Annotated in this window: 28 protein-coding genes and 1 pseudogene; 19 read left to right on the top strand and 10 right to left on the bottom strand. The window is 61.6% G+C overall.

What is annotated here, in order from left to right; translation table 11 throughout:
• Positions 1-44 precede the first annotated feature (44 nt).
• Positions 45-491: a MarR family winged helix-turn-helix transcriptional regulator gene (locus L901_RS04810; protein WP_059754000.1), complete on the bottom strand. Its 447-nt coding sequence runs from the start codon at positions 489-491 to the stop codon at positions 45-47.
• A 149-nt stretch (positions 492-640) separates the two neighbouring features.
• On the opposite strand from L901_RS04810, the gene L901_RS04805 reads away from it, so the two are divergent.
• The 3 genes from L901_RS04805 (at position 641) to L901_RS04795 (ending at position 2,770) form a co-directional block, all read left to right on the top strand.
• Positions 641-1,369 (top strand): thioredoxin family protein, encoded by a 729-nt coding sequence (locus tag L901_RS04805; protein WP_059753997.1) that lies wholly within the window; start codon positions 641-643, stop codon positions 1,367-1,369.
• A 27-nt stretch (positions 1,370-1,396) separates the two neighbouring features.
• Positions 1,397-1,891 (top strand): DUF1579 domain-containing protein, encoded by a 495-nt coding sequence (locus tag L901_RS04800; protein WP_003522237.1) that lies wholly within the window; start codon positions 1,397-1,399, stop codon positions 1,889-1,891.
• Positions 1,892-1,990: 99 nt separating this feature from the next.
• Positions 1,991-2,770 (top strand): VOC family protein, encoded by a 780-nt coding sequence (locus L901_RS04795; protein ID WP_059753996.1) that lies wholly within the window; start codon positions 1,991-1,993, stop codon positions 2,768-2,770.
• A gap of 40 nt (positions 2,771-2,810) precedes the next feature.
• Here the strand turns inward: L901_RS04795 and L901_RS04790 are convergent, their stop codons facing one another.
• Complete coding sequence (locus L901_RS04790; RefSeq protein WP_059753993.1) at positions 2,811-3,707, bottom strand: LysR family transcriptional regulator; 897 nt, start codon at positions 3,705-3,707, stop codon at positions 2,811-2,813.
• Positions 3,708-3,829: 122 nt separating this feature from the next.
• Between L901_RS04790 and L901_RS04785 the strand changes: the two genes are divergently transcribed.
• From L901_RS04785 to L901_RS04775, 3 genes are read left to right on the top strand one after another with little or no spacing between them, the layout of a single operon-like run.
• Positions 3,830-4,552: an SDR family oxidoreductase gene (locus L901_RS04785; protein ID WP_059753990.1), complete on the top strand. Its 723-nt coding sequence runs from the start codon at positions 3,830-3,832 to the stop codon at positions 4,550-4,552.
• Between the two features lie 10 nt (positions 4,553-4,562).
• Positions 4,563-5,036, top strand: coding sequence for a carboxymuconolactone decarboxylase family protein (locus tag L901_RS04780; RefSeq protein WP_059753988.1), 474 nt, complete (start codon positions 4,563-4,565; stop codon positions 5,034-5,036).
• Positions 5,033-5,383 carry an Atu4866 domain-containing protein gene (locus L901_RS04775; protein WP_059753985.1) on the top strand — a complete coding sequence of 117 codons (351 nt, stop codon included), beginning with the start codon at positions 5,033-5,035 and terminating at the stop codon, positions 5,381-5,383. Before L901_RS04780 ends, L901_RS04775 begins: the two co-directional genes overlap by 4 nt.
• 55 nt (positions 5,384-5,438) lie before the next feature.
• Here the strand turns inward: L901_RS04775 and L901_RS04770 are convergent, their stop codons facing one another.
• The gene (locus L901_RS04770) at positions 5,439-7,010 is read right to left on the bottom strand and encodes a helicase HerA-like C-terminal domain-containing protein (RefSeq protein WP_003522243.1); all 1,572 of its coding nucleotides are present in this window, start codon (positions 7,008-7,010) and stop codon (positions 5,439-5,441) included.
• Between the two features lie 313 nt (positions 7,011-7,323).
• Between L901_RS04770 and L901_RS04765 the strand changes: the two genes are divergently transcribed.
• Positions 7,324-7,716, top strand: coding sequence for a hypothetical protein (locus L901_RS04765; RefSeq protein WP_020813108.1), 393 nt, complete (start codon positions 7,324-7,326; stop codon positions 7,714-7,716).
• Between the two features lie 7 nt (positions 7,717-7,723).
• Here the strand turns inward: L901_RS04765 and L901_RS04760 are convergent.
• Positions 7,724-8,154 (bottom strand): annotated as a pseudogene (locus L901_RS04760) (winged helix-turn-helix transcriptional regulator).
• A gap of 103 nt (positions 8,155-8,257) precedes the next feature.
• On the opposite strand from L901_RS04760, the gene L901_RS04755 reads away from it, so the two are divergent.
• The 3 genes from L901_RS04755 (at position 8,258) to L901_RS04745 (ending at position 10,724) form a co-directional block, all read left to right on the top strand.
• Positions 8,258-9,016, top strand: coding sequence for an SDR family oxidoreductase (locus L901_RS04755; protein ID WP_059753982.1), 759 nt, complete (start codon positions 8,258-8,260; stop codon positions 9,014-9,016).
• Between the two features lie 70 nt (positions 9,017-9,086).
• On the top strand, positions 9,087-9,926 hold the full coding sequence (locus L901_RS04750) for an AraC family transcriptional regulator (protein WP_059753980.1): 840 nt from the start codon (positions 9,087-9,089) through the stop codon (positions 9,924-9,926).
• A 186-nt stretch (positions 9,927-10,112) separates the two neighbouring features.
• Positions 10,113-10,724: a LysE family translocator gene (locus L901_RS04745; protein ID WP_059753977.1), complete on the top strand. Its 612-nt coding sequence runs from the start codon at positions 10,113-10,115 to the stop codon at positions 10,722-10,724.
• A gap of 24 nt (positions 10,725-10,748) precedes the next feature.
• On the opposite strand, the gene L901_RS04740 is transcribed toward L901_RS04745, so the two are convergent.
• A complete protein-coding gene (locus tag L901_RS04740; RefSeq protein ID WP_059753974.1) occupies positions 10,749-11,576 on the bottom strand; it encodes an aldo/keto reductase in 828 nt (275 codons plus the stop codon).
• 111 nt (positions 11,577-11,687) lie between these two features.
• Positions 11,688-12,614, bottom strand: a complete 927-nt coding sequence (locus L901_RS04735; protein WP_003522250.1) for a bestrophin family protein — start codon at positions 12,612-12,614, stop codon at positions 11,688-11,690.
• Positions 12,615-12,801: 187 nt separating this feature from the next.
• Here L901_RS04735 and L901_RS04730 point away from each other — a divergent pair, with 187 nt between their 5' ends.
• The gene (locus L901_RS04730) at positions 12,802-13,509 is read left to right on the top strand and encodes a YafY family protein (RefSeq protein ID WP_059753971.1); all 708 of its coding nucleotides are present in this window, start codon (positions 12,802-12,804) and stop codon (positions 13,507-13,509) included.
• 48 nt (positions 13,510-13,557) lie between these two features.
• Entirely contained in the window at positions 13,558-13,926 is a 369-nt protein-coding gene (locus L901_RS04725; protein WP_059753968.1) for a VOC family protein, read from the top strand.
• Positions 13,927-13,928: 2 nt separating this feature from the next.
• Here L901_RS04725 and tam read toward each other — a convergent pair whose 3' ends face one another.
• Positions 13,929-14,699 (bottom strand): trans-aconitate 2-methyltransferase, encoded by a 771-nt coding sequence (gene tam, locus L901_RS04720; RefSeq protein WP_059753965.1) that lies wholly within the window; start codon positions 14,697-14,699, stop codon positions 13,929-13,931.
• Between the two features lie 337 nt (positions 14,700-15,036).
• On the opposite strand from tam, the gene L901_RS04715 reads away from it, so the two are divergent.
• Together L901_RS04715 and L901_RS04710 are read left to right on the top strand one after the other, a co-directional pair.
• Entirely contained in the window at positions 15,037-15,918 is an 882-nt protein-coding gene (locus L901_RS04715) for a branched-chain amino acid aminotransferase (RefSeq protein WP_059753963.1), read from the top strand.
• A gap of 171 nt (positions 15,919-16,089) precedes the next feature.
• Positions 16,090-18,447, top strand: coding sequence for a methyl-accepting chemotaxis protein (locus L901_RS04710; protein ID WP_059753961.1), 2,358 nt, complete (start codon positions 16,090-16,092; stop codon positions 18,445-18,447).
• 234 nt (positions 18,448-18,681) lie between these two features.
• Here L901_RS04710 and L901_RS04705 read toward each other — a convergent pair whose 3' ends face one another.
• The gene (locus L901_RS04705; protein ID WP_059753958.1) at positions 18,682-19,566 is read right to left on the bottom strand and encodes a LysR family transcriptional regulator; all 885 of its coding nucleotides are present in this window, start codon (positions 19,564-19,566) and stop codon (positions 18,682-18,684) included.
• A 96-nt stretch (positions 19,567-19,662) separates the two neighbouring features.
• Between L901_RS04705 and L901_RS04700 the strand changes: the two genes are divergently transcribed.
• Positions 19,663-20,205 carry a GNAT family N-acetyltransferase gene (locus tag L901_RS04700; protein WP_059754120.1) on the top strand — a complete coding sequence of 181 codons (543 nt, stop codon included), beginning with the start codon at positions 19,663-19,665 and terminating at the stop codon, positions 20,203-20,205.
• Between the two features lie 4 nt (positions 20,206-20,209).
• Here the strand turns inward: L901_RS04700 and L901_RS04695 are convergent, their stop codons facing one another.
• Entirely contained in the window at positions 20,210-20,572 is a 363-nt protein-coding gene (locus tag L901_RS04695) for a hypothetical protein (RefSeq protein WP_059753956.1), read from the bottom strand.
• A gap of 220 nt (positions 20,573-20,792) precedes the next feature.
• On the opposite strand from L901_RS04695, the gene L901_RS04690 reads away from it, so the two are divergent.
• Both L901_RS04690 and L901_RS04685 read left to right on the top strand, forming a co-directional pair.
• Positions 20,793-21,395: a superoxide dismutase gene (locus L901_RS04690; RefSeq protein ID WP_003522258.1), complete on the top strand. Its 603-nt coding sequence runs from the start codon at positions 20,793-20,795 to the stop codon at positions 21,393-21,395.
• 265 nt (positions 21,396-21,660) lie between these two features.
• Positions 21,661-22,506, top strand: a complete 846-nt coding sequence (locus L901_RS04685) for a metallophosphoesterase (RefSeq protein WP_059753953.1) — start codon at positions 21,661-21,663, stop codon at positions 22,504-22,506.
• Here L901_RS04685 and L901_RS04680 read toward each other — a convergent pair.
• Positions 22,495-23,205, bottom strand: coding sequence for a YafY family protein (locus L901_RS04680; RefSeq protein WP_059753949.1), 711 nt, complete (start codon positions 23,203-23,205; stop codon positions 22,495-22,497). The two genes, L901_RS04685 and L901_RS04680, sit on opposite strands and share 12 nt — an antisense overlap.
• Positions 23,206-23,338: 133 nt before the next feature.
• Here L901_RS04680 and L901_RS04675 point away from each other — a divergent pair, with 133 nt between their 5' ends.
• Entirely contained in the window at positions 23,339-23,968 is a 630-nt protein-coding gene (locus tag L901_RS04675; protein WP_003522261.1) for a LysE family translocator, read from the top strand.
• 118 nt (positions 23,969-24,086) lie between these two features.
• Positions 24,087-24,521, top strand: coding sequence for a cytochrome c (locus L901_RS04670; protein ID WP_059753946.1), 435 nt, complete (start codon positions 24,087-24,089; stop codon positions 24,519-24,521).
• Positions 24,522-24,544 lie beyond the last annotated feature (23 nt).

Here is a 24,544-nt window from a genome sequence, read left to right as displayed (position 1 = left end):
ATGACATTGTCGCCGACAAAAGTGGCGCCATGCCGTCAATCCTCTCAGCCGAGGTCGATAAGGTCGCGGCGCAGCCGGTCGGGGTCGCCGCTGCCGATGCGGGCTTCGATTTCGGCATGGGTCTGTTCCCAGATGGGAAAGGCGGCGGCGAGCACGGCCATGCCGTCCGCCGTCAGCCGCAGCCGCTTGCCGCGCTTGTCCTTCGGGTCCTGCTCGATGCTGACCAGCCCGCGCCGCTCCAGCGGCTTCAGCGCCGCCGTCAGCGTCGTGCGGTCCATGGCCAGAAGATTGGCGACCGGTCCCATCGGCGGCGGCTCCGGCCGGTTGAGCGACATCAGCAGCGAAAATTGTCCATTGGTGATACCGACCGGCTTCAGCGCATTGTCGAACAACCGCGCCAAAGCCCGTGCGGCGCGCTGCGCATGCAGGCAGAGACAGGCATCCCGCACGAAAAGAGTTGCCGAAAAAGGAATCACGCTGGCGTTTGACATGGGATAAATATGTTGATATCAACCTAATTAGTCAAGCGGAACTTGATGCCCCGCAGACTGTTTATTGACTTTCAGCACAGAAATAGCCGGCGCCCACCGTTAAAGCGGGGCGGTGCCGTGGTGAAAGACGGATCCAAGGAGGAAAGATCATGTCTCATCCCGTCGTTTCGAAAGAGGAGTGGCTTGCGGCCCGCCGCGATCTGCTGGTGAAGGAAAAGGAAATGACCCGCGCCCGCGACAGGCTGAACGAGGCCCGGCGTGCGCTGCCCTGGGAAGAGGTGACGAAGGATTATATCTTCGATGCCCCTTCCGGCCCCAAATCGCTGAAGGAACTGTTCGGCACCTGCAGCCAGCTCATCGTCTATCACTTCATGCTGGCGCCCGACTGGGAGGAGGGCTGCGTCGGTTGCTCCTTCTTTGCCGATCATGTCGATGGCGCGCTGATCCACCTCAAGCATGGCGATGCGGGTTTCGTTGCCGTGTCGCGCGCGCCGCTTGAGAAGATCGAAAGCTACAGGAACCGCATGGGCTGGAAATTCCCGTGGGTTTCGGCCGAAAGCAGCGATTTCAACTACGATTATCAGGCCTCGTTCCGCGACGAGGACATGGCCAAAGGTGAGATCACCTATAATTACCGTGACATGGCGCCCTATGGCGACCTGAAGGACCTGCACGGCATCAGCGTTTTCGCCAGGGGCGATGACGGCAAGATCTACCACACCTATTCCACTTACGCCCGCGGCGCGGAGCAGACGCTCGGCACGCTGATGCTGCTCGATCTGGTGCCAAAAGGCCGTAACGAGGAGGAGGTAATGGATTGGGTGCGCCGCCACGACCAGTACGAGGATGCGCCGAAGGCGGCAGCCTGCTGCCACTGAAAACGGACGGATGAGGAGGAAACAACAATGGAAATGGAAATCGCCAAGCCGCAGAAGGAACATGAGTTCCTGAAGAGGATCGTCGGAGACTGGGTCATGACCTCCAGTTCCGGCCATGACTGCTATGACGCCAACGATCCCTCGCAGCGATTTACCGAGACGGTCCGCTCCATCGGCGGGCTGTGGATTGTCGGTGAGGGCACTGGCAGGATGCCCGATGGCGACCAGATGACGGCCGTGATCACGGTCGGCTTCGACCCGGCCAAGGGCAATTTCGTCGGCACCTGGGTAGGGTCGATGATGACCAATCTCTGGGTCTACAGGGGCTGGCTGGAAGAGGACGGCAAGACCCTGACGCTGGAAGCGGAAGGCCCGGCCTTCGACGGTTCCGGCCGCACCGATACCTATCACGACGTGCTGGTGCTGCATGACGACAATCACCGCAGCTTTTCCGGCAGCGTCAGGCAGCCGGACGGCACATTCAAGACCTTCATGACATCGGAATTCCGCCGCAAGGCCTGAAGCCCTGCGAAAATTTCATCCGAAAACCACCGGCGCCGCCGCATCCTGCGGCGGGCGCTTGCCGAAACACACCCGCCAAACCCTCCATAGGAGACGACAATGTCCGATACACATGGAAAATTCATCTGGGTCGAGCTGATGACGCCCGACATGGAAGCGGCAGCCCGCTTTTATGGTCATGTCGTCGGCTGGCAGACCAAGGATTTCGGCTCGCCGGAAATGCCCTATCTGGTGCTGGAGGCCGATGGCAAGGGCATGGGCGGCGTCATGGAGCTGACCGACGAGCACAAGGGCCAGGGCATTCCCCCGAACTGGACCGCCTATGTCGATGTCGACGACGTGGACGCCACGGCGAAACAATTCGCTGAAAAGGGCGGCGCGGTCAGACGTCCGCCGCAGGATATTCCCGAAATCGGCCGCTTCGCCGTGGTTGCCGATCCCTTCGGTGCGGTGCTCTGCATCATGACGCCGCTGCCGATGGAAACCGGCGGCTTCCCCGAGGATATGCAGGAAAAGCAGGGCCATGTCGGCTGGCACGAGCTCTTCACCGATAATGTCGACGAGGCAATGGCCTTTTACGGCGATGTTTTCGGCTGGACCAAGGACCATGATTTCGACATGGGCGACATGGGCCCGTACCGCATCTTCGCCTACAGGGGCAAGGCCGTCGGCGGCATGATGAAACGCATGCCGCAGGTCCCCGTCTGTCACTGGGGTTATTATTTCAATGTGGACGGCATCGATGACGCCATTACCCGCGTCGGCACCGGCGGCGGCAAGGTCGTCAACGGTCCGATGGAGGTTCCCGGCGAAAGCTGGATCGTCAATTGCGTCGATCCGCAGGGCGCTTATTTCTCGCTGGTTTCGCAGAGGAAATAGCCCTGTTTTCTAACAATCTGCCGGGGCTCGCTCCGGCAGATTACCGCTCTCTTGACAGGCGAACGTGATCGATGAAGGCGCGTAGCTTCGGCGCAAGATTGCGGCGGCTGGGATAATAGAGATAAAATCCCGCAAAGCTCGGGGAGTGGTCTTCCAGCATGGAAACGAGCTGTCCGCTCTCCAGATAGGGGCGGAATGTTTCTTCCATGCCGAATGTGATGCCCGCACCGGCGCAGGCCAGCTTGATCATCAACTGCATGTCGTTGGTGGTGAAGGCCGGCTCTACCGCCACCGCAAATTCGCGGCCGTTTTCCGCAAATTCCCACCTGTATGGCGCCACACCCGGACGGGGTCGCCAGCCGATACACCTGTGCCCTATCAGTTCGCGGGGCTGCGCCGGCAGACCGAAGCGGTCCCGATAGTACGGCGAGCAGACGGCGAGCTGCCGCTGTGGAGCGGAAACCGGAACCGCAATCATGTCCTGCGCGATTAGCTCTCCAAGACGCACGCCGGCGTCGTAGTGCTCGGCGACGATATCGAATTCCTCGTCCGTCACGACGATATCGAGCTGCACTTCGGGATGTATTTCCGCAAAGCGCGCAAGCAATGGCCCGGATAAAAAACGCTCGGCTATCGAGGACACCGCAAGCCGCAACTGCCCGCGCACGGCGCCGCTCAGGGACGACGCGGCATTGGCAGCCTCAACGAGATTGCCGATGGATGGCGAGACATCCGCATAAAGCTGCTGTCCCGCTTCCGTCAGGCTGACGCTGCGCGTCGTGCGCTGCACCAGCGCTATTCCCATCGTTTCTTCAAGCTTGCGGATGGTCTGGCTGACGGCGGAGCGGGTCACGCCGAGCCTGTCCGCAACGGCGCGGAAGTTGCGTTCCTCGGCAACCATGCAGAATGTCGAAAGCGCGTTGAGATCGATGTTCATTGGTTAGAAATTCTACCCATTGAGGTTATGATTGAGGCGGTTATCACGACAATGCCCAAGCTTTATCTTGTCCGCAATGGCCGCTTCCAGAAAAAGCCGGCCGTAACACCAAGGAGAAAGCCATGACATTGAACAAAGTCGTTCTCATCACAGGTGCATCGAGCGGGATCGGTGAGGGTATCGCAAGGGAACTGGCCGCCGCCGGGGCGAAGCTGGTGCTGGGTGCGCGCCGCATGGACCGCTTGCAGGCGCTTGCCGAAGAATTGCGCGGGAAGGGCGCCGAGGTCGTCATCCAGCCGCTGAACGTGACGGACAGACAGAGCGTCGAGGCCTTTGCGGAGGCGGGGCGCAAGGCGTTCGGGCAGGTCGACGTCATCGTCAACAATGCCGGCATCATGCCGTTGTCGCTGATGTCGTCCCTGAAGGTCGACGAATGGGACCGCATGATCGACGTCAACATCAAGGGCGTGCTTTATGGTGTCGCCGCCGTTCTGCCCGAGATGACCGCCCGTTCTTCCGGCCATATCATCAACATCGCCTCCATCGGTGCGCTCGCCGTTTCGCCCACGGCTGCCGTTTATTGCGCGACGAAATTTGCAGTGCGGGCGATTTCGGACGGGCTGCGGCAGGAAAACCGTGACCTGCGTGTCACCTGCATTCACCCCGGCGTGGTGGAAAGCGAACTTGCCCACACCATCACCGATCCCGCCGCTGCGGAACTGATGCAGACCTATCGGGCCATCGCCCTGAAGCCCGACGCCATCGGCCGCGCGGTGCGTTACGCCATCGAGCAGCCCGACGATGTGGACGTCAATGAAATCGTCGTCCGACCCACCGCCGCCTGAGGAGAGCGACATGAAAGCGATTTTTCCGACCGTGCTTGCGATTGCCATGCTTGCGGCAAGTGCCGCCATCGCCAATCCGCAACGACTGGATGACAGGCTGAAGCGTGGCGATGAAGTCGTCCGCAGCCTCAACAATGGCCAGCCCCAGTCCAATCTGGAACGCTTGCGGCAGGAGTTTCCTTTCCTTGCCGATGCGACCGAAGGCTACGCCCTGGGGGAGGTCTGGTCCCGGCCGGGTCTGGACAACCGGACCCGCCAGCTTGCTGCCGTTGCGGTCATGGCGGCCCTTGGCGAGCGTGATCTGATGAAGGTCCATGCCGGTTATGCGCTCAATGTGGGCGCAACCGACGAAGAGCTGAAGGAAATGGTCTATCTGATCACCGTTCCCGCAGGTTTTCCCAAAGCCATCGCCGCATCCCGCACGCTTGCCGAGCTGTTCGAGGAACGCCGCGCCAACGCCGCATCTGGAGGGCAAAAACAATGAACATTGTTTCGACATCCGTTGCGCTTCTGCTCGCAACGGCTTCCGCCGATACAGGTTCCCGCAAAGCGAGCAACGCCATGGACGTGAATATGACCGAAACGGCTCAAACCCGGAACCACCCCTATATCGGCATGTGGGTCACCGGCGATGGCCACATTCGTCAGGAGCTTCTGCCCAATGGCCGGTATGACGAGGCGCGGGGCAACCGCAAAAGCGCCTATCGGGGGCGGTATGAGGTGAAGGGAAACCATATCGACTATTGGGACGATACCGGCTTCACCGCCGACGGCGAATTCGTCGACGATGTGCTTTATCACGGCGGCATGATCTTCTATCGCCAGAAGTAACGTCCCGCCAATCACGCGCCGCCCGCCCCATCGAGGGCGGGCGGCGTATCTGTTTCTATCGCTTCAAACTACCCAGAATCCCGCGCACGATGGCGCGGCCGACCGAGGTGGCAACCGAGCGGGCAGCGCTTTTCATCGCCGCCTCGATCACTGTTTCGCGCTGGTATCCGGTCTTGCGTGCGCCGCCATTGCGCGAGCCGGTGGAGGCCGGTGCGGGTTCTTCATCGCCGAAGCCGGGCAGGCGCCAGCGGCCGGAAGCACTCTCGGACTGGCTGGCGGCGTTTTCTTCTTCCGCCCGTCTGGCGGCTTCTGCATCGGCAGCCTTCTGGGCGCGGGCGGCAAGGATTTCGAAGGCCGATTCCCGGTCGATATCCTTGTCATATTGGCCGGCGACGGGGCTCACATCGATCAGGGACTTGCGTTCCGCATCGGTGAGTGGCCCGACACGGCCCGATGGCGGACGTACCAGCGTGCGCTCGACGATGGAGGGAGCGCCCTTGTCGTGCAGGGTGGAAATCAGCGCCTCACCGGTGCCGAGCGTGGTGATGGTGTCGGCGGTGTTGAAAGCCGGGTTCTGGCGGAAAGTGTCGGCCGCGGTGCGCACCGCCTTCTGCTCGCGCGGCGTATAGGCGCGAAGCGCGTGCTGCACGCGGTTGCCGAGCTGGGCGAGAACGGTTTCCGGCACGTCGAGTGGGTTCTGCGTCACGAAATAGACGCCCACGCCCTTGGAGCGGATGAGCCGCACCACCTGTTCCACGCGCTCCACCAGCACCCGCGGCGCGTCGTTGAAGAGTAGATGCGCCTCGTCGAAGAAGAACACCAGACGCGGTTTTTCCGGGTCGCCCACTTCCGGCAGCTCCTCGAACAGTTCCGAAAGCATCCAGAGCAGGAAGGTGGCGTAAAGGCGCGGGTTCATCATCAGCCGGTCGGCGGCGAGAACCGAAATCGTGCCAACCCCATCCGTGCCCACACGCATGATGTCGGCGATCTTCAGCGCCGGTTCGCCGAAGAAATTCGCCGCGCCCTGCTGTTCCAGAACCAGCAGCCCGCGCTGCAGCGAACCGACCGAGGCCTTGGAAATCAGGCCGAACTGGTTGGAAAGCTCGGTTGCGTTTTCGCCCATATAGTTCAGGAGCGATTGCAGGTCCTTGAGATCGAGCAGCGGCAGCCCGCCCTGATCGGCGATCTTGAAGGCGATGTTGAGCACACCTTCCTGCGCTTCCGAGGCATCCATCAGCCGGGCAAGCAGCAGCGGCCCCATTTCGGCGATGGTGGCGCGGACGCGATGGCCTTTTTCACCGTAGAGATCCCAGAAGATCACCGGTGATTTGCCATAGGCAAAATCGGTGAAGCCGATCTGTTCGGCGCGCTTCTGCACCCAGTCCTTGGCTTCGCCCTGCGCGGCGATGCCGGAAAGGTCGCCCTTGATATCGGCGCAGAAAACCGGCACGCCGGCCTTGGAAAAACCTTCGGCCAGCACCTGCAACGTCACGGTCTTGCCCGTTCCCGTCGCGCCGGTGATGAGGCCATGGCGGTTGCCGAATTTCAGTTCCAGATATTCGCCCTTGTTCAGGCTGTCGTCCGGATTGCGGCTGGTCCCGATATAGAGCTGTCCGTCCTGCAACATCGACCATTTTCTCCTGCGGCTGGTGCATGACCTTAAAATCGCGGTGGATTTTGCAAAAGTCATGTCCGAATTTAAAGCGTCACTACCATGTTGTGGCCACTTCTGACGATAGCGGCCTTTTCATAGTTTGGTTGTGATGATCTTATAAGGACAGTTTCAAGGCGCAACAACTGCTTGATGGCGATGAAGAAAAACCGCTTGATGAAAGTTGCCGCACCTGACCGTGGCCGCTTGAATGCGGCATGATATTGTTTTACGTTGACGTTAACGTCAGTTATTCGATGTTGGCGTCGTTTTTCAACAGGAGGCAAGAATGAACGAAGTCGTGAGCCAGATCGCCGAGAAGGCGGGAATCAGCCCCGAACTGGCCGAAAAGGCCATTGGCATGATTCTCGGTTTTCTTCAGCGTGAGGCGGAAGACGGCCCGATCGCCCGCATGATCGAAGCCATTCCCGGCGCCAGCGAACTGGTGGCGCAGTATAATGGCGAAGGTGCCGGCGGCGGCGGTCTGCTCGGCGGCCTGATGAGCGCGATCGGCGGCGGCGGCATCATGGGGCTGGGCCAGCAGCTGATGAGCCAGGGCCTCGGCATGAGCGAGATTTCCACGCTCGCCAAGGAAACCATCTCCGTTGCCCGCCAGCATGCGGGCGATGAGGTTGTCGATCAGGTGATCGCCTCGGTTCCGGGCCTCAGCCAGTTCGCCTGAGGCGAAACTACTCCATAGCGGGGCGCGGCGGCTGTTCATTGAACAGGCGCCGCGCCTCTTCTATTTCGGCATGGTGCGTTTCCGCCCATATCCACACGCCGCAAAAGGCGCTGCCCAGCGTGCGGCCGAGCTTCGTCAGGCCGTAATCCACATGCGGCGGGATGACGGGATGCACGGTGCGGCGCACCAGCCCGTCGCTTTCCATCTGCCGCAGCGTTTTCGTCAGCATCTTCTGGCTTATATTGCCGACCAGCCTGCCGATCTGCGTGAAGCGCAGCGTGCCATGCTCTTCCAGCACTTCCAGAATGAGCATCGTCCATTTGTCGGCCACCTTGGCAATGATGTCTTGAACCAGCGCCTCTATCGCCGGATCGGTATCCGGGGCGGCGGAACCTTGCGCCGGCTTTCGATGGCCGGGTCGGCGGCGTGCCGTTTCATCTTACGCTCTCCTTTGGGTAAGTATAAATCTTTTGGGTGCCTACTTTCGATTGGAGAGTATCATAGCTAACTTCCTTTCAGCCAACAAGCAAAGGATGCTCCAATGAAAATCGCTGATAACACCATTCTCATCACCGGCGGCGGTTCCGGCATCGGCCGGGCGCTGGCGGAGGCGTTTCACAAGGCCGGCAACCGGGTCATCATTTCCGGCCGCCGCAAGGCCGTGCTTGACGAGGTGACGGCCGCCAATCCCGGCATGGCCTCGATGGTGATGGACGCGACGGACGCCGCAGGCATCCGCGCGTTTGCCGAAGCTCTGGTGAAGGCCCATCCGACCCTCAACGCTGTCATCAACAATGCCGGCATCATGCGGCCGGAGGACATCGCCGCAGCACCGGATTATCTCGATACGGCCGAAGAAACCATCGCCACCAATCTTCTCGCACCCATTCGCCTGACGGCGGCGCTTTTGCCGCATTTCCTCAAGCAACCCGCAGCCACTGTGCTGACGGTTTCCTCCGGCCTCGCCTTCGTGCCCATGGTGCTGACCCCCACCTACAGCGCCACCAAATCGGCCATCCACGCCTATTCGGTCGCGCTGCGCGAGCAGCTGAAGGAAACGCCGGTGGAGGTCATCGAAATCGTGCCGCCCTATGTACAGACGACGTTGATGGGCGAGGGGCAGGCGAGCGACGAAAGGGCCATGCCGCTCGACGCCTTCATTTCCGAGGTGATGGATATTCTTGAAAATCGCCCGGACGAGAAGGAAGTGGTGGTGGAACGCTGCAAGCCGCTGCGTTTCGCCGCGCAGAACGGCAATTTCGATCAGGTCTTCGCCATGATCAACCATATGCATCCGTAAACGGCCGCATCTGTCGCGACTGGGCATCCTGTGATAGCGTCGCGCTCTTATCCGCGGAGCGCGCGCTTTCATGGCCCAAGGCCGGTTCCTGATGCCGAAAACCATTCTGCCCGGCGTCGTCGCCGTGATGGCGGATAGCGACCGTTCCTTTCCGCGCCACATGCACGATCAGTTCGGCATCGGTCTCATCGAACGCGGGGCGCAGAAATCGCTCTCCGGCCGCGGCATGGTGGAAGCGGGCGCCGGCCATCTCATCACCGTCAATCCGGGCGAGGTGCATGACGGTATTCCGCTCGGGGAGGGCGGCCGCGCCTGGCGGATGCTCTATCTCGACATCGATATCGTCCGCGACGCCATTGCCGATATCGGCGAGACGGATCGCGGCGCGTTCGAATTCGCCTATCCCGTCGACATCAGGCCGCTGGCGAAGCGGTTCAACGCGGTCTTTGCAGCCATGACGGCAAGGGAACGGCCGGGCGAAACCCTTCGTGGCGACGAGACCCTGCTGACGCTTCTGGCGGGGGCGATGGAGACGGCGGCGAAGCCGGGCGAAATCGCCGCACCCGAGAATATAAAGCGGGCGAAAAGCCGCATCGATGATGAGCCCTCCCGGCCGTTCCGCCTTGCCGATCTCGCCGCGGAAGCCGGCATGAGCCAGTTCCGCTTCCTGCGCGCTTTTGCCAGGGCCACCGGGCTGACGCCGCACAGCTATCTTCTCCAGCGGCGTGTCCATGTGGCCCGCCATGCGCTGGCCAGAGGCACGCGGCCCGCCGAAGCGGCCTTTGCCGCCGGTTTTGCCGACCAGAGTCATCTGAACCGGTTCTTCGTACGGCAATTCGGGGTTACGCCGGCGGTTTACCGGGCGGCGACGGGCGGCGGATCGTCGCTCTCTTCCGTCATGCCGGACTAGATCCGGCATCCAGCCACGGCGCCTCTGCGCCGTGAAAGGAGTCTTTAGTGGTCAAGGACTTGACCACGCTGGACCCCGGCTCGGGGGCCGGGGTGACGGTGTGCGGATGTGGCGCAATTTCATCCAAGACACCCACCCCACGCACCCTCATGCTCCTGTCCTCCACCCACAGGACATATCCGCACCATGACACCCGAATTCCTCATCACATCCTTCATCGTCGCAGCCTCTCCCGGAACCGGCGTGGTCTACACGCTGGCCGCCGGTCTTTCGCAGGGGGCTAGGACGAGCGTCATTGCTGCCTTCGGCTGCACGCTTGGCATCGTGCCGCATCTGCTTGCCGCCATCACCGGCCTTGCCGCCATCCTGCACACCAGTGCGCTCGCCTTCGGTGCGGTCAAATATCTGGGGGTCGCCTATCTCCTCTACATGGCGTGGAACACGCTGCGGGAGGACGGTGCGCTGAAGATCGACGATACCAGAGAGCCCCGCAAGGCCGCCCGCGTCATCGGCGAGGCGATCCTCATCAATCTGCTGAACCCGAAACTGTCGATCTTCTTTTTCGCTTTCCTGCCGCAGTTCATCGCGGCGGATGAGGCTTTGCCGACATGGCGCATGATCGATCTCGGGCTGATCTTCATGGCCATGACGTTTCTGGTCTTTGCGCTTTATGGCTATTTCGCCGCCTCGGTCCGGCGGCAGGTGGTGTCGCGCCCGGCGGTCCTCGCCTGGCTGCGGCGCAGCTTCGCGGCCGCTTTCGTGGCGCTGGGCGCGAAGCTGGCCCTGACCGAGCGATGAGACCAGAGCGGAGGGAAGGCCGCCTCAGTCGTCCCAGTCGGGCGCGAGGTGGCCGGGATTGACGATGCGGCCATTCGGTTTGGCCAGCGCGTGGATCGCCCGCATTTCCTCTTCGGTCAGCGCAAAATCGAAAACATCGAAATTCTCCTTGAGACGGCTTTCCGTCGCCGTCTTGGAAAGCGCCACGATATCCGGCTGCTGCACCGCCCAGCGCAGGGTCACCTGCGCGGCGGTCTTGCCGTGTTTTGCGCCGATATCCTTCAGCACGGGATCGTTCGGCACCTTGCCATCGGCCATCAGATAATAGGCCGTCACCGACATCCCGTGCTTGCGCGCCGCCGAAATCACCTTCGTCTGGTCGAGATAGGGGTGATATTCGATCTGGTTGGTGGCAAGCGGCGTGTCGGAAAGCTTCACCGCCTCTTCGGTCAGCGCCACATTGAAGTTGGAAATACCGATATTGCGCGCCTTGCCGGCCTTGCGCACCGCGTTCAACGCGCCCATGCGTTCGGCAAGCGGCACATCGCTCTTCGGCCAGTGCAGCAGCAACAGATCGACATAATCGGTCTTCAGCTTCGTAAGGCTTTCATCGACGGAAGCGAGAAAATCGTCGTGGCGGAAGCGATCCACCCAGACCTTGGTGGTGAGAAAGATATCATGCCGGGAAATGCCCGATTGCGCGATGACCTCGCCGACGGCGCCTTCGTTCTTGTAGATTTGCGCGGTATCGACATGGCGGAAGCCGAGTTTCAGTGCTTCCGGCAGAATGCGCCTGACATCGTCTTCCGGAATGCGGAAGGTGCCGAAACCGAGGGCGGGAATATTCGCGCCATTCGCGCTGACGTCATACATGGGATGTCTCTCCTGTTTGCTGAAAACATGGCCGGCACGGGATGCCGGGCGGGGAAGCCGTCTTTCATTAACTGGTGTCCGCGCGATCGGTTTCAACCCGGCGGGACGATATCACATCAGCACGTAGTCCACCGGGCGCGGATCGGCCGGCAGATCGGTCTCGCCCATCGCCTCGCGCAGATTGATCTCGATGGTGGTGGCGAGCGAATTGATCGGCAGCGCATTGAGGCCGGTGCCGAAGGGGTCCTCCAGCTCGTCGGACAGCGCATCGAGACCGAAGAACGTATAGGCGATGAGCGTGGCGGTAAACGGCGTGGCCCAGCCGAGCAAATCCGTGAAACCGAACGGCAGCAACAGGCAGAACAGATGCGCGGTGCGGTGAAGCAGCAGCGAATAACCGAAGGGAACCGGTGTCTGGCGGATGCGCTCGCACGAAGCCTGCGCCGCCCCCATCTGCTGCACGGTGGCATCCAGCATCTGTAGCTGGATATCGCTGATCTGCCCCTTGCCATGGGCGGAGACGACGGCGCCGGATATTTCGCGCAGCAGCATGTCCGGCCGGTTGCGGCTGCGGTCGTAAATATCCCTGAGATCATCCGGAACGAGGCTGGCCGCAGTGGCGGTCGCATCGCCGGGGCGCAGATGCGAAACCAGCGCGTGGCAGAAGGCGATGGCAAGATCGGTGATCCGCCGGCGGGTGACGGGATCGGCGACATCCTGCCGGCTATCGAGCATGAGGCTCTGGCGTGAAAGCGCGCGGGCGACGGTAATCAGCGCACCCCATTGCTTGCGGGCTTCCCACCAGCGGTCGTAACAGGCATTGGCGCGAAAACCGAGAAACACCGAAAGCGCGATGCCGAGCAGCGAAAAGGGCGCGCCGTTCAGCGCCTGCACCAGATCAGGCCTGTCCTTGTGCGCCCAGACAACCAGCGTCGACAGCAGGAAAACCGCAAGCACCTGCGGAAAGATGCGGACGATGATGGAGCCGCGCACGATGAGGAAAAGCTGCAGCAGGTTGGGTTTTGGACGAACGATCATGGCGGAAACTCGAAATGCCTGTGGCGGATGGGAGGGGCGTGAAAGAGCCTGACTCTATCTACATGCTGGCGACGCGGCCTTGTCCACCCTTTTTTGCATGGTTGCACCCGGCGGCCGGCGGCGCTACGCGTCTATCGCCGGGATCGTCAACGCCACGGTCTGGCTATGCGGTGGAAGGAAATATCGCGTGTCACGCTCACAACGGCTTCTCGATCTGTTGCAGATACTGCGCTCCCACCGCATGCCGGTCAGCGGCGCGGCGCTTGCCGCGCAAACCGGCGTCAGCTTGCGCACGCTCTACCGCGATATAGCGACGCTTCAGGCGCAGGGCGCGGATATCGAAGGCGAGGCGGGCGTGGGTTATGTGCTGCGCCCCGGTTTCCTGTTGCCGCCGCTGATGTTTTCGCAGCAGGAAATCGAGGCGCTGGTGCTCGGCTCGCGCTGGGTGGCCGGCCGCGCCGATGCGGGATTGGCGGAGGCCGCCCGCGCTGCCCTCGTCAAGATCGGCGCCGTGCTTCCCGATGCCCTGCGCGAAGAGCTCGATCATTCCACCCTGCTCGTCGGGCCGGGGCAGGGCCTTGCCGCCATCCATGTCGATCTGGCCGCCATTCGCGATACGATCCGTAAGGAAAGCAGGGTCGTCATCACCTATCGCGATGAAAAGGGAGAGGTGACGGAACGGGTGATCTGGCCCTTCGCGCTCGCCTTTTTCGATCTGGTGCGGGTGGTGCTGGGCTGGTGCGAGACACGGCAGGACTACCGCAGTTTCCGGGCCGACCGCATCGAAGATTTCCGCCCTCTCGACAGCCGTTATCCGCGCCGACGCCAGGCGCTGCTGAAAGAATGGCGCGAAAGGGAAAAACAGCGGCGGCGGCATCATGCTGACAAAAACTGACAGCAGCGGGGTCTAGAAACCGTTCATCCGCAACACAGGAGAACAGCCATGCCCCACCCCGATTTCACCATCCTTTACGTCGACAACCCGCCGGCCAGCACCGAATTTTACAAGGCCCTGCTGGGCGCGGAACCGGTCGAAGCCTCGCCGACATTCTCGCTCTTCGTGCTTCAGAACGGCATGAAGCTCGGCCTCTGGTCGCGGCACACCGTGGAGCCGAAAGCATCCGTCACGGGCGGTGGCGGCGAGCTTGCCTTCCGCGTTGAAAACGATGCGCGGGTGGACGAGATTTTTGCGGATTGGAAGGCGAAGGGCATCGACATGCTGCAGCAGCCGGCGGGCATGGAATTCGGCTACACCTTTACCGCCGCCGACCCTGACAATCACCGTCTCAGGGTCTATGCTTTCGCGGGCTGAAGCTACTTCTTCACCGCCACCACAAAAAGGCGGGGAAAGCGCAGAAGCAGGCGGCCGTCCGCCATCGGCGGATAGGCCGCCTTGATGCGCCGCGTATAGTCGGTGAGGAAGGCTTCGCGGTTTTCCTCGCCGGCGGCGGTGAGATAGGGGCGCAGCCCTGTGCCCTTGACCCATTCGACGATGCTTTCCGCATCCTTCATCGGATGATTATAGATGGTGTGCCACACATCCACCCGCGCGGATTTCGGCGTCAGCGCATCGAAATAATCCGAAGGCGCGGGCAGGGGTTTGCGGCGCAGCCTGCCATCTGCAAACGTGTCCTTCCAGGAACCGTTCGCTCCGGTTTCCTCCATGGCGCGATGCGTCGGCTCCTGCAGATTGTCGGGCATCTGCACGGCCAGAACGCCGCCGCTTTCCAACTGGTCCATCAGTTGTGAAAGAACGGTGAGATGATCCGGCACCCATTGGAACACGGCATTGGCGTAAAGCAGGTCTGCCTTCTGCGCCGGCTTCCACTGGGAAAGATCGGCCTTGCCGAAGCGCGTGGTCGGCAGCCGGTCCGCCGCCTTTTCCAGCATGTCGTCATCGCTGTCGATGCCGGTAATGACATTGACGCCGTAACGGTCGGTCAGAAGCTCGGTGGAATTGCCGGGGCCGCAGCCGAGGTCATAGCCATTCAGCACCCGCTCCAGCGGCACCTGCGCCAGAAGATCCCGTGCGGGACGCGTCCGCTCGTCTTCGAATTTCAGATATTGGTGGGCGGACCATGCCATGATTTTCCTCCTGCGAAATGCCGTCAGATCGCCAGCATCGCATGGGGCAAATCGCGCCGCTATCGTCCGATGCATGAATTATTGTGATGAATCTATTCATCAACCTTTTGTTTCGCCTCATAAAACGTGCTTGCGGGGCTGTCGCTTTATTATTTTCCATCAAAATCAGAAATCGCTGCAATTAAAACTTGACCTCGTCCGGGGAGAGGCATTCACTCCGGCCGATTTCCAGAACATGCCCCGTTGAGAGCGCGCAGCGCTCTTCATCCGGCAATGCATCAGAACAAAAAAGACGGAGCGTTTTTACCGAACGAAACGCTTGAGACAGGAGACCACCATGAGCGTCGATACCGCACCCCGATCAACCACCTGGACCTATGTTGACGGTCAATGGCTGCCCGGCAATCCGCCGCTCATCGGCCCGACCTCGCATGCCATGTGGCTGGCTTCCACGGTGTTCGACGGTGCGCGCTGGTTCGATGGCGTGGCGCCCGATCTCGATCTGCACTGCCAGCGCGTCAATCGCTCCGCCGTCAACATGGGTATGAAGCCGACCATGACGGCTGAGGAGATTGAGTCCCTGGCGCTCGAAGGCGTCAAGAAATTCGACGGCAAGATGGCGATCTACATCAAGCCGATGTATTGGGCCGAACACGGCATGCCCGGCAGCGTCGTGGCGCCCGATGCCGGCTCCACCCGGTTTGCGCTTTGCCTGTTCGAAGCGCCGATGGATGCCGGCAAGCCGCTGACGCTCACCGTTTCGCCGCTGCGCCGCCCTTCGCCGGAAACCGCCATGACCGACGCCAAGGCCGGCAGCCTCTATCCCAATAGCGGTCGCGCCATTCTGGAAGCACGCTCGCGCGGTTTCGACAATGCCCTGATGCGCGACATGAACGGCAATGTCGCCGAATCCGCCTCGGCCAACATCTTCATGGTCAAGGACGGCGTTGTCCTTACCCCGGTTCCGAACCGCACTTTCCTTGCCGGCATCACCCGTTCGCGCGTGATCGGCCTTCTGCGCCAGGCCGGTTTCGACGTGCGCGAAGCGACGCTTTCGGTCGAGGATTTCCGCGAGGCCGATGAAATCTTCTGCTCCGGCAATTATTCCAAGGTTTCGCCCGTCGTGAAGCTCGATGATCGCGAATTGCAGGCAGGCCCCGTCGCCCGCAAGGCGCTCGATCTCTACATGGACTGGGCGCGGCTCGGCGCGGACGTTTAAGGCCGGGTAAAACCCATGGTTTCAAAAGGCCGCGGCAGGCTCATCCCTGCCGCGGCCTTTTGTTTTGAGCCGCATTATTTCCCATAAAAATTCAGGGGGAATTTAATCCAATTTTAGAGGACCACACGCTAGCTTGCGACATTACCGATCCGGGCTAGTGGGGGCCGCCAAATGTCTTTCAGCATACGCAATATACTTGTGGGATTTTTTCTGCTCGTCGGCATCGCGCTGGCAGGCTTCGTCGGCAACGGCATGTTGCAGTCCGTGCAGCGTGCCCGCAGCTTTTCGGAGGTGGCGCAGCTCGTTTCGCTGGACAGGCTGCTTTTCAACGCCTTGCTGAACTTTCGCAGTGAGCGCGGCAACAGCGCCTCGGCGCTGACGGTCGACCCGGCGAAGACGGCCAACACCATCGCCAGCGTGCAGGCGTCGCGCCAGAAGGTGGACGCCGCCATGGGCGCCTTTCTCGAACAGTCCGCCGCGCTCGATCAGGCTGGCCTCAAGGCCCCGCTGGCCCGCGTGAAGGATATCTACACGCAATTCCTGGAGCTGCGCAAAAAGGTTGACGCCAACGTCACCCTGCCGCTCGACCGTCGTGAAAACGGGCTGGACAAGACCGTGCTGGCGCTCGGCCAGGATTTTCTGACGGCGCTCGAAGCGGGCTCGACGGCGGTGGAAGGCGAGGTTCGCTCGCTCGACCAGAGCCTCACCGGCCTCATCCAGTTGCGGTCCTATGGCTGGTCGGCGCGAGCGCTCGGCGGCAGCGCCACCGTTGTCATCAATGCGGTCGTGGCCCAGCAGCGGCCGCTGACCCCGCAGGAAACCCAGCAGCTTGGCAATTTCGATGCCGGCGCGGCCTTTGCCTGGAAAGCCACCGGCGACCTCGTCGCGCACGAATCGACGCCGCAGGCGCTCAAAGATATCTATGCCGTTGCCGATAGAACCTATTTCAAGGGTGATTTCGTCGCGCAGCGCGCAAAGCTGATCGACGATCTGAACAACGGCCGCACGCCTGCCTTCACCATTGATACATGGCGCAATACGGTCACCGAAAGCCTCGATACGGTCGCGAAAATCGCCTCCGAAGCGATGGATGTTCTCAACGCCAATGCCGAAAAGGCCAGACAGGACGCCTTTATCGGTGCGATGATCTATCTCGCCGCGTTCATCCTCACGCTTGGCGTCTGCATTCTCTGCCTTGCCGTCATCGTCGGTCGCGTCACCCGTCCCATCAGCCGCCTGACAAAGGCGATGATGGAATTGTCCACCGGCAACCTGACCATCGATGTGCCCGGCGCAAAACGCGGCGACGAGATCGGCGAGATGGCCCGCGCCGTGGAAATCTTCCGCGAAGCAGCCATCCGCAACCGGCAGCTTGAGGATGAAGCCGTCGGCAACCGTGAGCGGGCCGAGCGCGACCGTATCGAGCTGCAGCAGCGCGCCGAGGCCGAGGCCGAAGAGCGTCTCAATCAGGCCACGGGGTCGCTGGCTGGCGGTCTTCGCCGGCTTGCCTCCGGTGATATGGTCTGTGAGATCGCCACGCCGTTTGCGCCGCAATTCGAGACGCTGCGGCACGATTTCAACAGCTCCGTGCATCAGCTGCGCGAAGCGCTCACCAGCGTTGGCCAGTCCGTGCAGACCGTGAACGGCGGCGCCCACGAGGTGTCCTCCGCATCCGACGATCTTTCACGCCGCACCGAACAGCAGGCCGCTTCCCTGGAGGAAACCGCCGCGGCGCTGGAAGAGATCACCGCCAATGTTTCCGCCACCTCCAAACGCGCGAGCGATGCGCGCGACACGGTGCGTGAGGCAAGGACAAAGGCCGATCTTTCCGGCAAGGTGGTGCGCGATGCCGTCGCCGCCATGGAGCGCATCGAACATTCCTCGCGCCAGATCGGCCAGATCATCGGCGTCATCGACGAAATCGCCTTCCAGACCAACCTTCTGGCGCTGAATGCCGGCGTCGAGGCGGCAAGGGCGGGCGATGCGGGTAAGGGCTTCGCCGTCGTCGCACAGGAAGTGCGAGAACTGGCGCAGCGCTCCGCCAATGCCGCCAAGGAAATCAAGCAGCTCATCACCGCGTCAGCCGTTGCGGTGGGTGAAGGCGTGAAGCTGGTGGCCGATACCGGCGTCGGCCTTTCCGAGATCGAGCAGCTGGTGCTTTCGGTCAACACCCATATGGATGCCATCGCCACGGCGGCGCAGGAGCAGTCGGCCGGTCTTTCCGAGGTCAATACGGCCGTCAACCACATGGATCAGGCCACGCAGCAGAATGCCGCCATGGTCGAGGAAATGAATGCGGCCGGTGCGGGTCTTGCGCAGGAATGCACCAACCTCCACGCCCTGCTTGCGCAATTCCAGCTCGGTCAGCAAACCGCGGCATTGCGGGAGACGGCGCGACATATGCAGCGCGCCGCAAGCCCGGCCCACGCGCCCGCCGCACCGGTCGCACCGGCGCGGAAGGCTCGCCCCGTTGCTGCACGCGGCAATGCGGCGCTGGCCGTGAAGGGGGATGAGTGGACGGAGTTTTGAGAACGAACCTCGTGGACTGAACGTATGGGGTGGAGGCTTGATTATGCGCTCCGTCACCCCGGACTTGTGTGGACGTATTGTGGTTTACTTGATGCATAGGCCGGGATGCGCATCCCGGCCTATGCATCAAGTAAACCACAATACGTCCACACAAGTCCGGCATGACGGAGGAGAGAGTACGGGGCCTTTTCGTCAACAAGTCGAGGCCTGCCCTCGCAACCGGGGCGGGCCTCATCATTTCCGCACATCCGGCAGCGCAGCGGCAAGTGCCCGCAGCGGCGCGGTCATATGTTTGTCGCGTCGCATCGCCAGCGCGATCCGCCGTTCAAGCGGCGGTTCGAGCGAGCGCCATTCGAGCCCGGATGCCGCCCCTTCATGCTCCATCGCCATGCGCGGCACGATGGCAAGGCCAAGGCCCGCACCTGCGAGCTTCTTGATCGCCTCGACGCTGCCCAGTTCCATGGCGGGCTGCACGGTGCGGCCGCTTGCCGAAAACCATTGATCCACCAGCCGGCGCGTATTGCCGCCCTCGTAAAGCAGCAGTGGCCGCGCCGAAAGCGTCTCGGCGTTGAGCGCCGTTGCGTCAGAGACGGAGCCTTGCGGGAAAACCGCGACCAGCTCGTCGAGATGGATATCGCTGATATCGAGGCTGCGGCCGCTGGCAGGCAGGGCCACCACCGCCGCATCGATGGTATTGGCCTCCAGAAGCCGCAGGATATCGTGGGTATTGCCGGTCTGCACGACGATCTCGATGCCGGGCATCGCCTGCCGGATTTTGCCCAGCACCGGCGGCAGCAGATAGATACAGGCGGTGGCGCCCGTGCCGATGCGCAGGCGTCCCGTCACCCCGCTGCGATGCGGCGCAACGGTATCGATGGCATGCGCCACTTCTTCCGCAATCCGCCTTGCATGGATGAGAAAGTCGCGCCCCGCCGCCGTCGGCTGCGCGCGCCTGCCGACCCTTTCGATCAGCCGCACGCCGAGCTGTTTTTCAAGCAGCCTTATATGCAGGCTGATGGCCGGCTGCGTCAGCCCCGCCTTGTCGGCGGCGGCGGAAAAACTGCCAAGATCGGCCACATCCATGAAGCTGCGCAGCTGCCGCAGATCGAGGTCCATCATCAAAGAAAACCTTATCGTTTGTATAAGACAGATAATCTTTATTTTGGCTGCGCCGCAATGCACAATGACGGTGTGAATGATCCGCAGGACAAGAGAATGACCCTTTCCACCGTTTCCAGCCTTACCATCCGCCCCTGCGAAGAGGCGGATATTCCAGCCATTGCCGAAATCTACCGGGACGCCGTTCTGCACGGCCGCGCTAGCTTCGAGATCGATCCGCCAAGCGCGGAGATGATGCTCGAGCGCCGCCGCCTTCTGGTGGAGGGCAATTACCCCTATCTCGTCGCCGAATGCGATGGAAAGATAGCCGGATATGCCTATGCCGGCGCCTATCGCCCGCGCCCGGCCTATGGCGCGGCGGTGGAGAATTCCGTTTATATCGATCCGGGTATGAAGGGCATGGGCATCGGCCGCAAGCTGCTCGATGCGTTGATCGAGGCGGCGACGGCACGCGGCTTCCGGCAGATGATCGCCGTCATCGGCGATTCGGCCAATGCCGCCTCGATCGGCGTGCACCGCGCCGCCGGTTTCGAACATGTCGGCACCTTCAAATCCATCGGCTGGAAACATGGCCAATGGCTGGATACGGTGCTGATGCAGCGTGCGCTGGGCGAAGGCGACACCACGCCGCGCTTTTGAACGATCAGGGCTTGGTGGAGCCGGGGATTTCCACCTTCAGCGTATCGCCGGAAAGCTCGCTGCCCAGCTCCACGGCCTTGGTCTTCTTGTCGTAGACGCAGATATGGCTGACGGGCGCATCCGCGCCCCCACTCTTCCCGGCGAGTTTGGCCTTGCCGGTGAGAATGGCGAGGCCGTAATTCTCGCTGCCGACCGGATCGACCACCGCCTTCGCGTCCTCGATCATGTCCTTGGCGCCGGCAAGGCAGGCCGTCTGCACATCTGCCACGAACTCCTTCCAGGCGTCATCCGACGACGCGGCGGCGGGGAAGGTGAGCGACGAAAGCGCCGCAAGGAGGAGGATGGTGCGGGGGATCGGACGGGTCATGGAATTTCCTTCCTGCAATCTCGGCAAAAGCGAACCGATAGGGTGGAAAACGGTACGCCAGGGTTGTGAAACAAATGTGGTGGCGGCCGCGCGGAGAGGAATTTTCTCTTTTGTCGGAACATTTTGATATTTCGCAGGTTGCCCAAACAGAGGTTCGCTCCTATGGTCCGCTCACACGGTTTCTAGGAGCGGTAACCCGCTGCAAAAAGGAGTAAAAACCATGGCCTTCGAACTTCCCGAACTCCCCTACGACTACGACGCGCTTGCACCCTACATGTCGCGCGAGACGCTCGAGTTCCATCACGACAAGCACCACAAGGCATATGTCGACAACGGCAACAAGCTGGCGGCCGAAGCAGGTCTTTCCGATCTGTCGCTCGAAGAAGTCGTGAAGAAGTCCTTTGGCACCAACGCCGGTCTCTTCAACAATGCTGCCCAGCATTACAACCACGTCCATTTCTGGAAGTGGATGAAGAAGGGCGGCGGCGGCAACAAGCTGCCTGGCAAGCTCGAGCAGGCATTCGCCTCCGATCTCGGCGGTTACGACAAGTTCAAGGCCGATTTCATCGCTGCCGGCACCACGCAGTTCGGCTCCGGCTGGGCATGGCTCTCCGTCAAGAACGGCAAGCTTGAAATCTCCAAGACCCCGAACGGCGAAAACCCGCTGGTTCACGGTGCCGATCCCATCCTCGGCGTCGATGTCTGGGAACACTCCTACTATATCGACTACCGCAACCTGCGTCCGAAGTACCTCGAAGCCTTCGTCGACAACCTCATCAACTGGGACTACGTCCTGGAGCGTTACGAAGCCGCCGCCAAGTAAGGCTTGCGGAATGCGTGGTTGCTGATCGAAGCAGCCTCCTCCCGCGCGACGTCATCCTCGGCCTTGTGCCGAGGATCTGCTCCGTCTCTCAAAACGCGACGTGGCAGATGCTCGGGACAGGCCCGAGCATGACGACAGTGGAAATATCCACACACTTGAGACGCCCGGCTTCAAGCCGGGTGTTTTGCATTTGTGATAGGGCGATGCGGCCTGTCGGATTTTATTGTCACAAGCCTGTCATCCGCCGGGTTTATCGCGGCGCATCATGACTGAAAAAACCACGCCTCTCTTCTCCTTCGGCATTGTCGCCGATCCCCAATATGCCGATGCCGCTCCGCGCCCCGAGATGGGTCGTTATTATGCCGAGAGCCCGAAAAAGCTCGCAGACGCGGTCGACGCCTTCAACCGCGAGGACCTCGCCTTCGTCGTGACGCTCGGCGATATCATCGATCGCGGCTTCGAAAACTTCGATGCGATCCTTGCCGTTTACGACGGGCTTCGCCACCGCTCGGTCCTGCTGCCGGGCAATCACGATTTTGCCGTCGCCGCAGAGCATTTGCCGGCTATCCACGCCCGCCTCGGCATGTCCTCGCCCTGGCATGATTTTTCCATCGGCGACATCCGCTTCGTCGTGCTTGACGGTAACGAGGTCAGCCTTTTCGCGCCGCCGCCCGGCGATCCGCGTCGGGCGCTTGCCGCAGATCGGTTGAAGCACCTTGCGGATGCCGGCGCAATCAATGCGCAGGACTGGAACGCCTCGCTCAGCGACGAGCAGTTCGAATGGCTGCGGGCCGTTCTGCAAAGGGCGGATGCGGCAGGCGAAAAAGTGATCGTTCTCTGCCACTATCCTGTCTATCCGGAAAACGCCCACAACATGTGGGACGCGCCGCGCATTCTTGAGCTTCTCGGCTCTCACCCCTCGGTCGTCGCGTGGTTCAATGGCCATAATCACGAGGGCAATTACGGTGTGCTGGGCAATACCCACTTCGTGAACTTCAAGGGCATGGTCGATACGCCCGACCAGAACACCTTCGCGATTGCCGATGTCTTTGCTGACCGGATCGTCATTCGCGGTTTCGGGCGCGAGGAGGATCGCCTTTTACGGCTGTGAGGAGGGGATTGGCGGCTGGTTGCTCTGCCAGCCGCTCATCCATAATTGCCGCAGCTTCTCGCCTTCCAGCTTGAAGAAGCTGCCGGTCGTTTCGCAGCTCAGCACCCGGTCCGAGCGGAAATTGCGAATCGCCTGCCGCAATTCGCACCAAGCGACGATATTCACCGTCTCCGAATAATAGATCACCGCAATCGGCCGAACCCGCCGCTGCGTTTGCGCGCCGGCTTCATCGCGATAGGTGATCTCCAGCTTCTCCTCGTCGCGCACCGCCCGCCGGACCGTTGCAAGATCGACGCCGGCGGGGGAGGGCGCGATGCTGCCCCAGGCATGCAGGGCATTGGCGGAGAGGGTTTTCGACAGGGGTTCGGGCAGGGAGGCGGCAATCTTGTCGCTGACCTGCCTTGCCGCCTGCCGCAACTCGGTATCGCCGGTGCGGGCCACCATGGCGAGCGCCAGCACAATCGCCTCCGTCTCTTCGATGGAAAACATCAACGGCGGCAGGTTAAAGCCGGGACGCAGGATATAACCGACGCCGCGTTCCCCTTCGATGGGCACGCGCATGGTCTGAAGCGCTGCTATGTCGCGATAGACCGAGCGCACCGTCACCTCCAGCGCCTCGGCAATCGTCTGCGCGGTGACAGGCCTGCGCGCCACCCGCAGGATCTGGATGATCTCGAACAGTCTCGACGCCTTGCGCATTGCCGTTTTCCTGGTGGATTTTCCCACGCAACTGACACAACGCTGTCAGTTGGCTTTTCCTATAAACGGAGAAACACATTGAGAAACATGGGATTTCCCGAATGTGTCGTGAACCGTTTTGGGAGATACTGACATGAGTTACGCCGAAAATCTCTGGCTTTTCTTTCTGGTCCTGTTCGGCATCATCATCCTGCCGGGCATGGATATGTTGTTCGTGCTGGCAAGCGCACTGACGGGCGGCAAGAGAACGGGCCTTTCCGCTGCAAGCGGCATGAGCGCCGGCGGCATCGTGCATTCGCTGTACGGCGCCCTGGGCGTCGGCATGCTGGCCGCCTGGATGCCGTCGCTGTTCCTGCCGCTTCTGGTTTTCGGGGCGGCCTATATGATCTGGATCGGTATCGGCCTGATGCGCAGCGCGATTGTCGTGAACGGCGATGAGGCGCAGGCGAGCGCTTCGGTCAGAAAAGCCTTCTGGCGGGCGGTGCTGACCTGCCTTTCCAACCCGAAAGCCTATCTGTTCATGATGGCGATCTATCCGCAATTCCTCAAACCGGCCTATGGTCCGATCTGGATGCAGGGGCTGGTGATGGGCGCGATGGTGGCGGTCACGCAGTTCACGGTTTACGGCGCGCTGGCGCTGACGGCGGATAAAAGCCGGGCATGGCTGGTTTCTTCGCCCGCCGCCACGATCTTCATCGGCCGCGCCGCCGGTTTCATGCTGATTGCCGCAGCGCTGCTGACATTGTGGGAGGCCCTGTCTTAGGCTTCTGTTTTCACGGTAGAATTCACCGCAATGTGACTTCTTTTCGCCATCCGGAAAGGGCATCCTCGCGCCGTTCCATCTAGCGCCCGGTGTCCCGGCCGGAATCAAGGAGAGTTGCATGAAACTGAAAACCATTACCGCGGCCATGCTATTCGGCTGTCTTTGCGCCGGAGCGGTCTACGCTGCCGGCGAAGTCGAAAAACGTGAAGGCATGATGAAGCAGATCGGTGGGGCGATGGGTTCGCTCGCCGCCATCTCCAAGGGCGAAAAGCCCTTCGACGCCGATACCGTCAAGACTGCCGTAACCACCATCAGCACCAACGCCAAGGCGTTCCCGGACCAGTTCCCCGCCGGCACCGAGACCGGAAGTGCCGCTGCCCCCGCCATCTGGGAAAATTTCGACGACTTCAAGGCCAAGGCCGCCAAGCTCGGCACGGATGCGGACATGGTTCTCGCCAATCTCCCCACCGATCAGGCGGGCGTCGCTACCGCCATGAAGACGCTGGGCGCCGATTGCGGCACCTGCCACCAGACCTATCGTCTGAAGAAATAATCGCAGCACTTTGGAAACGCCGC

The sequence above is a fragment of the Agrobacterium sp. D14 genome, from assembly GCF_001526505.1.
Taxonomy (GTDB): Bacteria; Pseudomonadota; Alphaproteobacteria; order Rhizobiales; family Rhizobiaceae; genus Agrobacterium; species Agrobacterium leguminum.
The sequence above is the reverse complement of the archived record's forward strand: the minus strand, read 5'-3'. Positions and strand labels throughout refer to the sequence as shown.

What these genes read in the sequence shown, in the direction of transcription:
- L901_RS04670 (WP_059753946.1), top strand. Translation starts at nt 24,087, where the DNA reads ATGAAACTGAAAACCATTACCGCGGCCATGCTATTCGGCTGTCTTTGC.
- L901_RS04740 (WP_059753974.1), bottom strand. Translation starts at nt 11,576, where the DNA reads ATGTATGACGTCAGCGCGAATGGCGCGAATATTCCCGCCCTCGGTTTC.
- L901_RS04780 (WP_059753988.1), top strand. Translation starts at nt 4,563, where the DNA reads ATGAAAGCGATTTTTCCGACCGTGCTTGCGATTGCCATGCTTGCGGCA.
- L901_RS04705 (WP_059753958.1), bottom strand. Translation starts at nt 19,566, where the DNA reads ATGATGGACCTCGATCTGCGGCAGCTGCGCAGCTTCATGGATGTGGCC.
- L901_RS04750 (WP_059753980.1), top strand. Translation starts at nt 9,087, where the DNA reads ATGGCCCAAGGCCGGTTCCTGATGCCGAAAACCATTCTGCCCGGCGTC.
- L901_RS04795 (WP_059753996.1), top strand. Translation starts at nt 1,991, where the DNA reads ATGTCCGATACACATGGAAAATTCATCTGGGTCGAGCTGATGACGCCC.
- L901_RS04700 (WP_059754120.1), top strand. Translation starts at nt 19,663, where the DNA reads ATGACCCTTTCCACCGTTTCCAGCCTTACCATCCGCCCCTGCGAAGAG.
- L901_RS04695 (WP_059753956.1), bottom strand. Translation starts at nt 20,572, where the DNA reads ATGACCCGTCCGATCCCCCGCACCATCCTCCTCCTTGCGGCGCTTTCG.
- L901_RS04725 (WP_059753968.1), top strand. Translation starts at nt 13,558, where the DNA reads ATGCCCCACCCCGATTTCACCATCCTTTACGTCGACAACCCGCCGGCC.
- L901_RS04805 (WP_059753997.1), top strand. Translation starts at nt 641, where the DNA reads ATGTCTCATCCCGTCGTTTCGAAAGAGGAGTGGCTTGCGGCCCGCCGC.
- L901_RS04755 (WP_059753982.1), top strand. Translation starts at nt 8,258, where the DNA reads ATGAAAATCGCTGATAACACCATTCTCATCACCGGCGGCGGTTCCGGC.
- L901_RS04800 (WP_003522237.1), top strand. Translation starts at nt 1,397, where the DNA reads ATGGAAATGGAAATCGCCAAGCCGCAGAAGGAACATGAGTTCCTGAAG.
- L901_RS04675 (WP_003522261.1), top strand. Translation starts at nt 23,339, where the DNA reads ATGAGTTACGCCGAAAATCTCTGGCTTTTCTTTCTGGTCCTGTTCGGC.
- L901_RS04770 (WP_003522243.1), bottom strand. Translation starts at nt 7,010, where the DNA reads ATGTTGCAGGACGGACAGCTCTATATCGGGACCAGCCGCAATCCGGAC.
- L901_RS04790 (WP_059753993.1), bottom strand. Translation starts at nt 3,707, where the DNA reads ATGAACATCGATCTCAACGCGCTTTCGACATTCTGCATGGTTGCCGAG.
- L901_RS04775 (WP_059753985.1), top strand. Translation starts at nt 5,033, where the DNA reads ATGAACATTGTTTCGACATCCGTTGCGCTTCTGCTCGCAACGGCTTCC.
- L901_RS04765 (WP_020813108.1), top strand. Translation starts at nt 7,324, where the DNA reads ATGAACGAAGTCGTGAGCCAGATCGCCGAGAAGGCGGGAATCAGCCCC.
- L901_RS04715 (WP_059753963.1), top strand. Translation starts at nt 15,037, where the DNA reads ATGAGCGTCGATACCGCACCCCGATCAACCACCTGGACCTATGTTGAC.
- L901_RS04685 (WP_059753953.1), top strand. Translation starts at nt 21,661, where the DNA reads ATGACTGAAAAAACCACGCCTCTCTTCTCCTTCGGCATTGTCGCCGAT.
- L901_RS04745 (WP_059753977.1), top strand. Translation starts at nt 10,113, where the DNA reads ATGACACCCGAATTCCTCATCACATCCTTCATCGTCGCAGCCTCTCCC.
- tam (WP_059753965.1), bottom strand. Translation starts at nt 14,699, where the DNA reads ATGGCATGGTCCGCCCACCAATATCTGAAATTCGAAGACGAGCGGACG.
- L901_RS04690 (WP_003522258.1), top strand. Translation starts at nt 20,793, where the DNA reads ATGGCCTTCGAACTTCCCGAACTCCCCTACGACTACGACGCGCTTGCA.
- L901_RS04680 (WP_059753949.1), bottom strand. Translation starts at nt 23,205, where the DNA reads ATGCGCAAGGCGTCGAGACTGTTCGAGATCATCCAGATCCTGCGGGTG.
- L901_RS04710 (WP_059753961.1), top strand. Translation starts at nt 16,090, where the DNA reads ATGTCTTTCAGCATACGCAATATACTTGTGGGATTTTTTCTGCTCGTC.
- L901_RS04810 (WP_059754000.1), bottom strand. Translation starts at nt 491, where the DNA reads ATGTCAAACGCCAGCGTGATTCCTTTTTCGGCAACTCTTTTCGTGCGG.
- L901_RS04735 (WP_003522250.1), bottom strand. Translation starts at nt 12,614, where the DNA reads ATGATCGTTCGTCCAAAACCCAACCTGCTGCAGCTTTTCCTCATCGTG.
- L901_RS04785 (WP_059753990.1), top strand. Translation starts at nt 3,830, where the DNA reads ATGACATTGAACAAAGTCGTTCTCATCACAGGTGCATCGAGCGGGATC.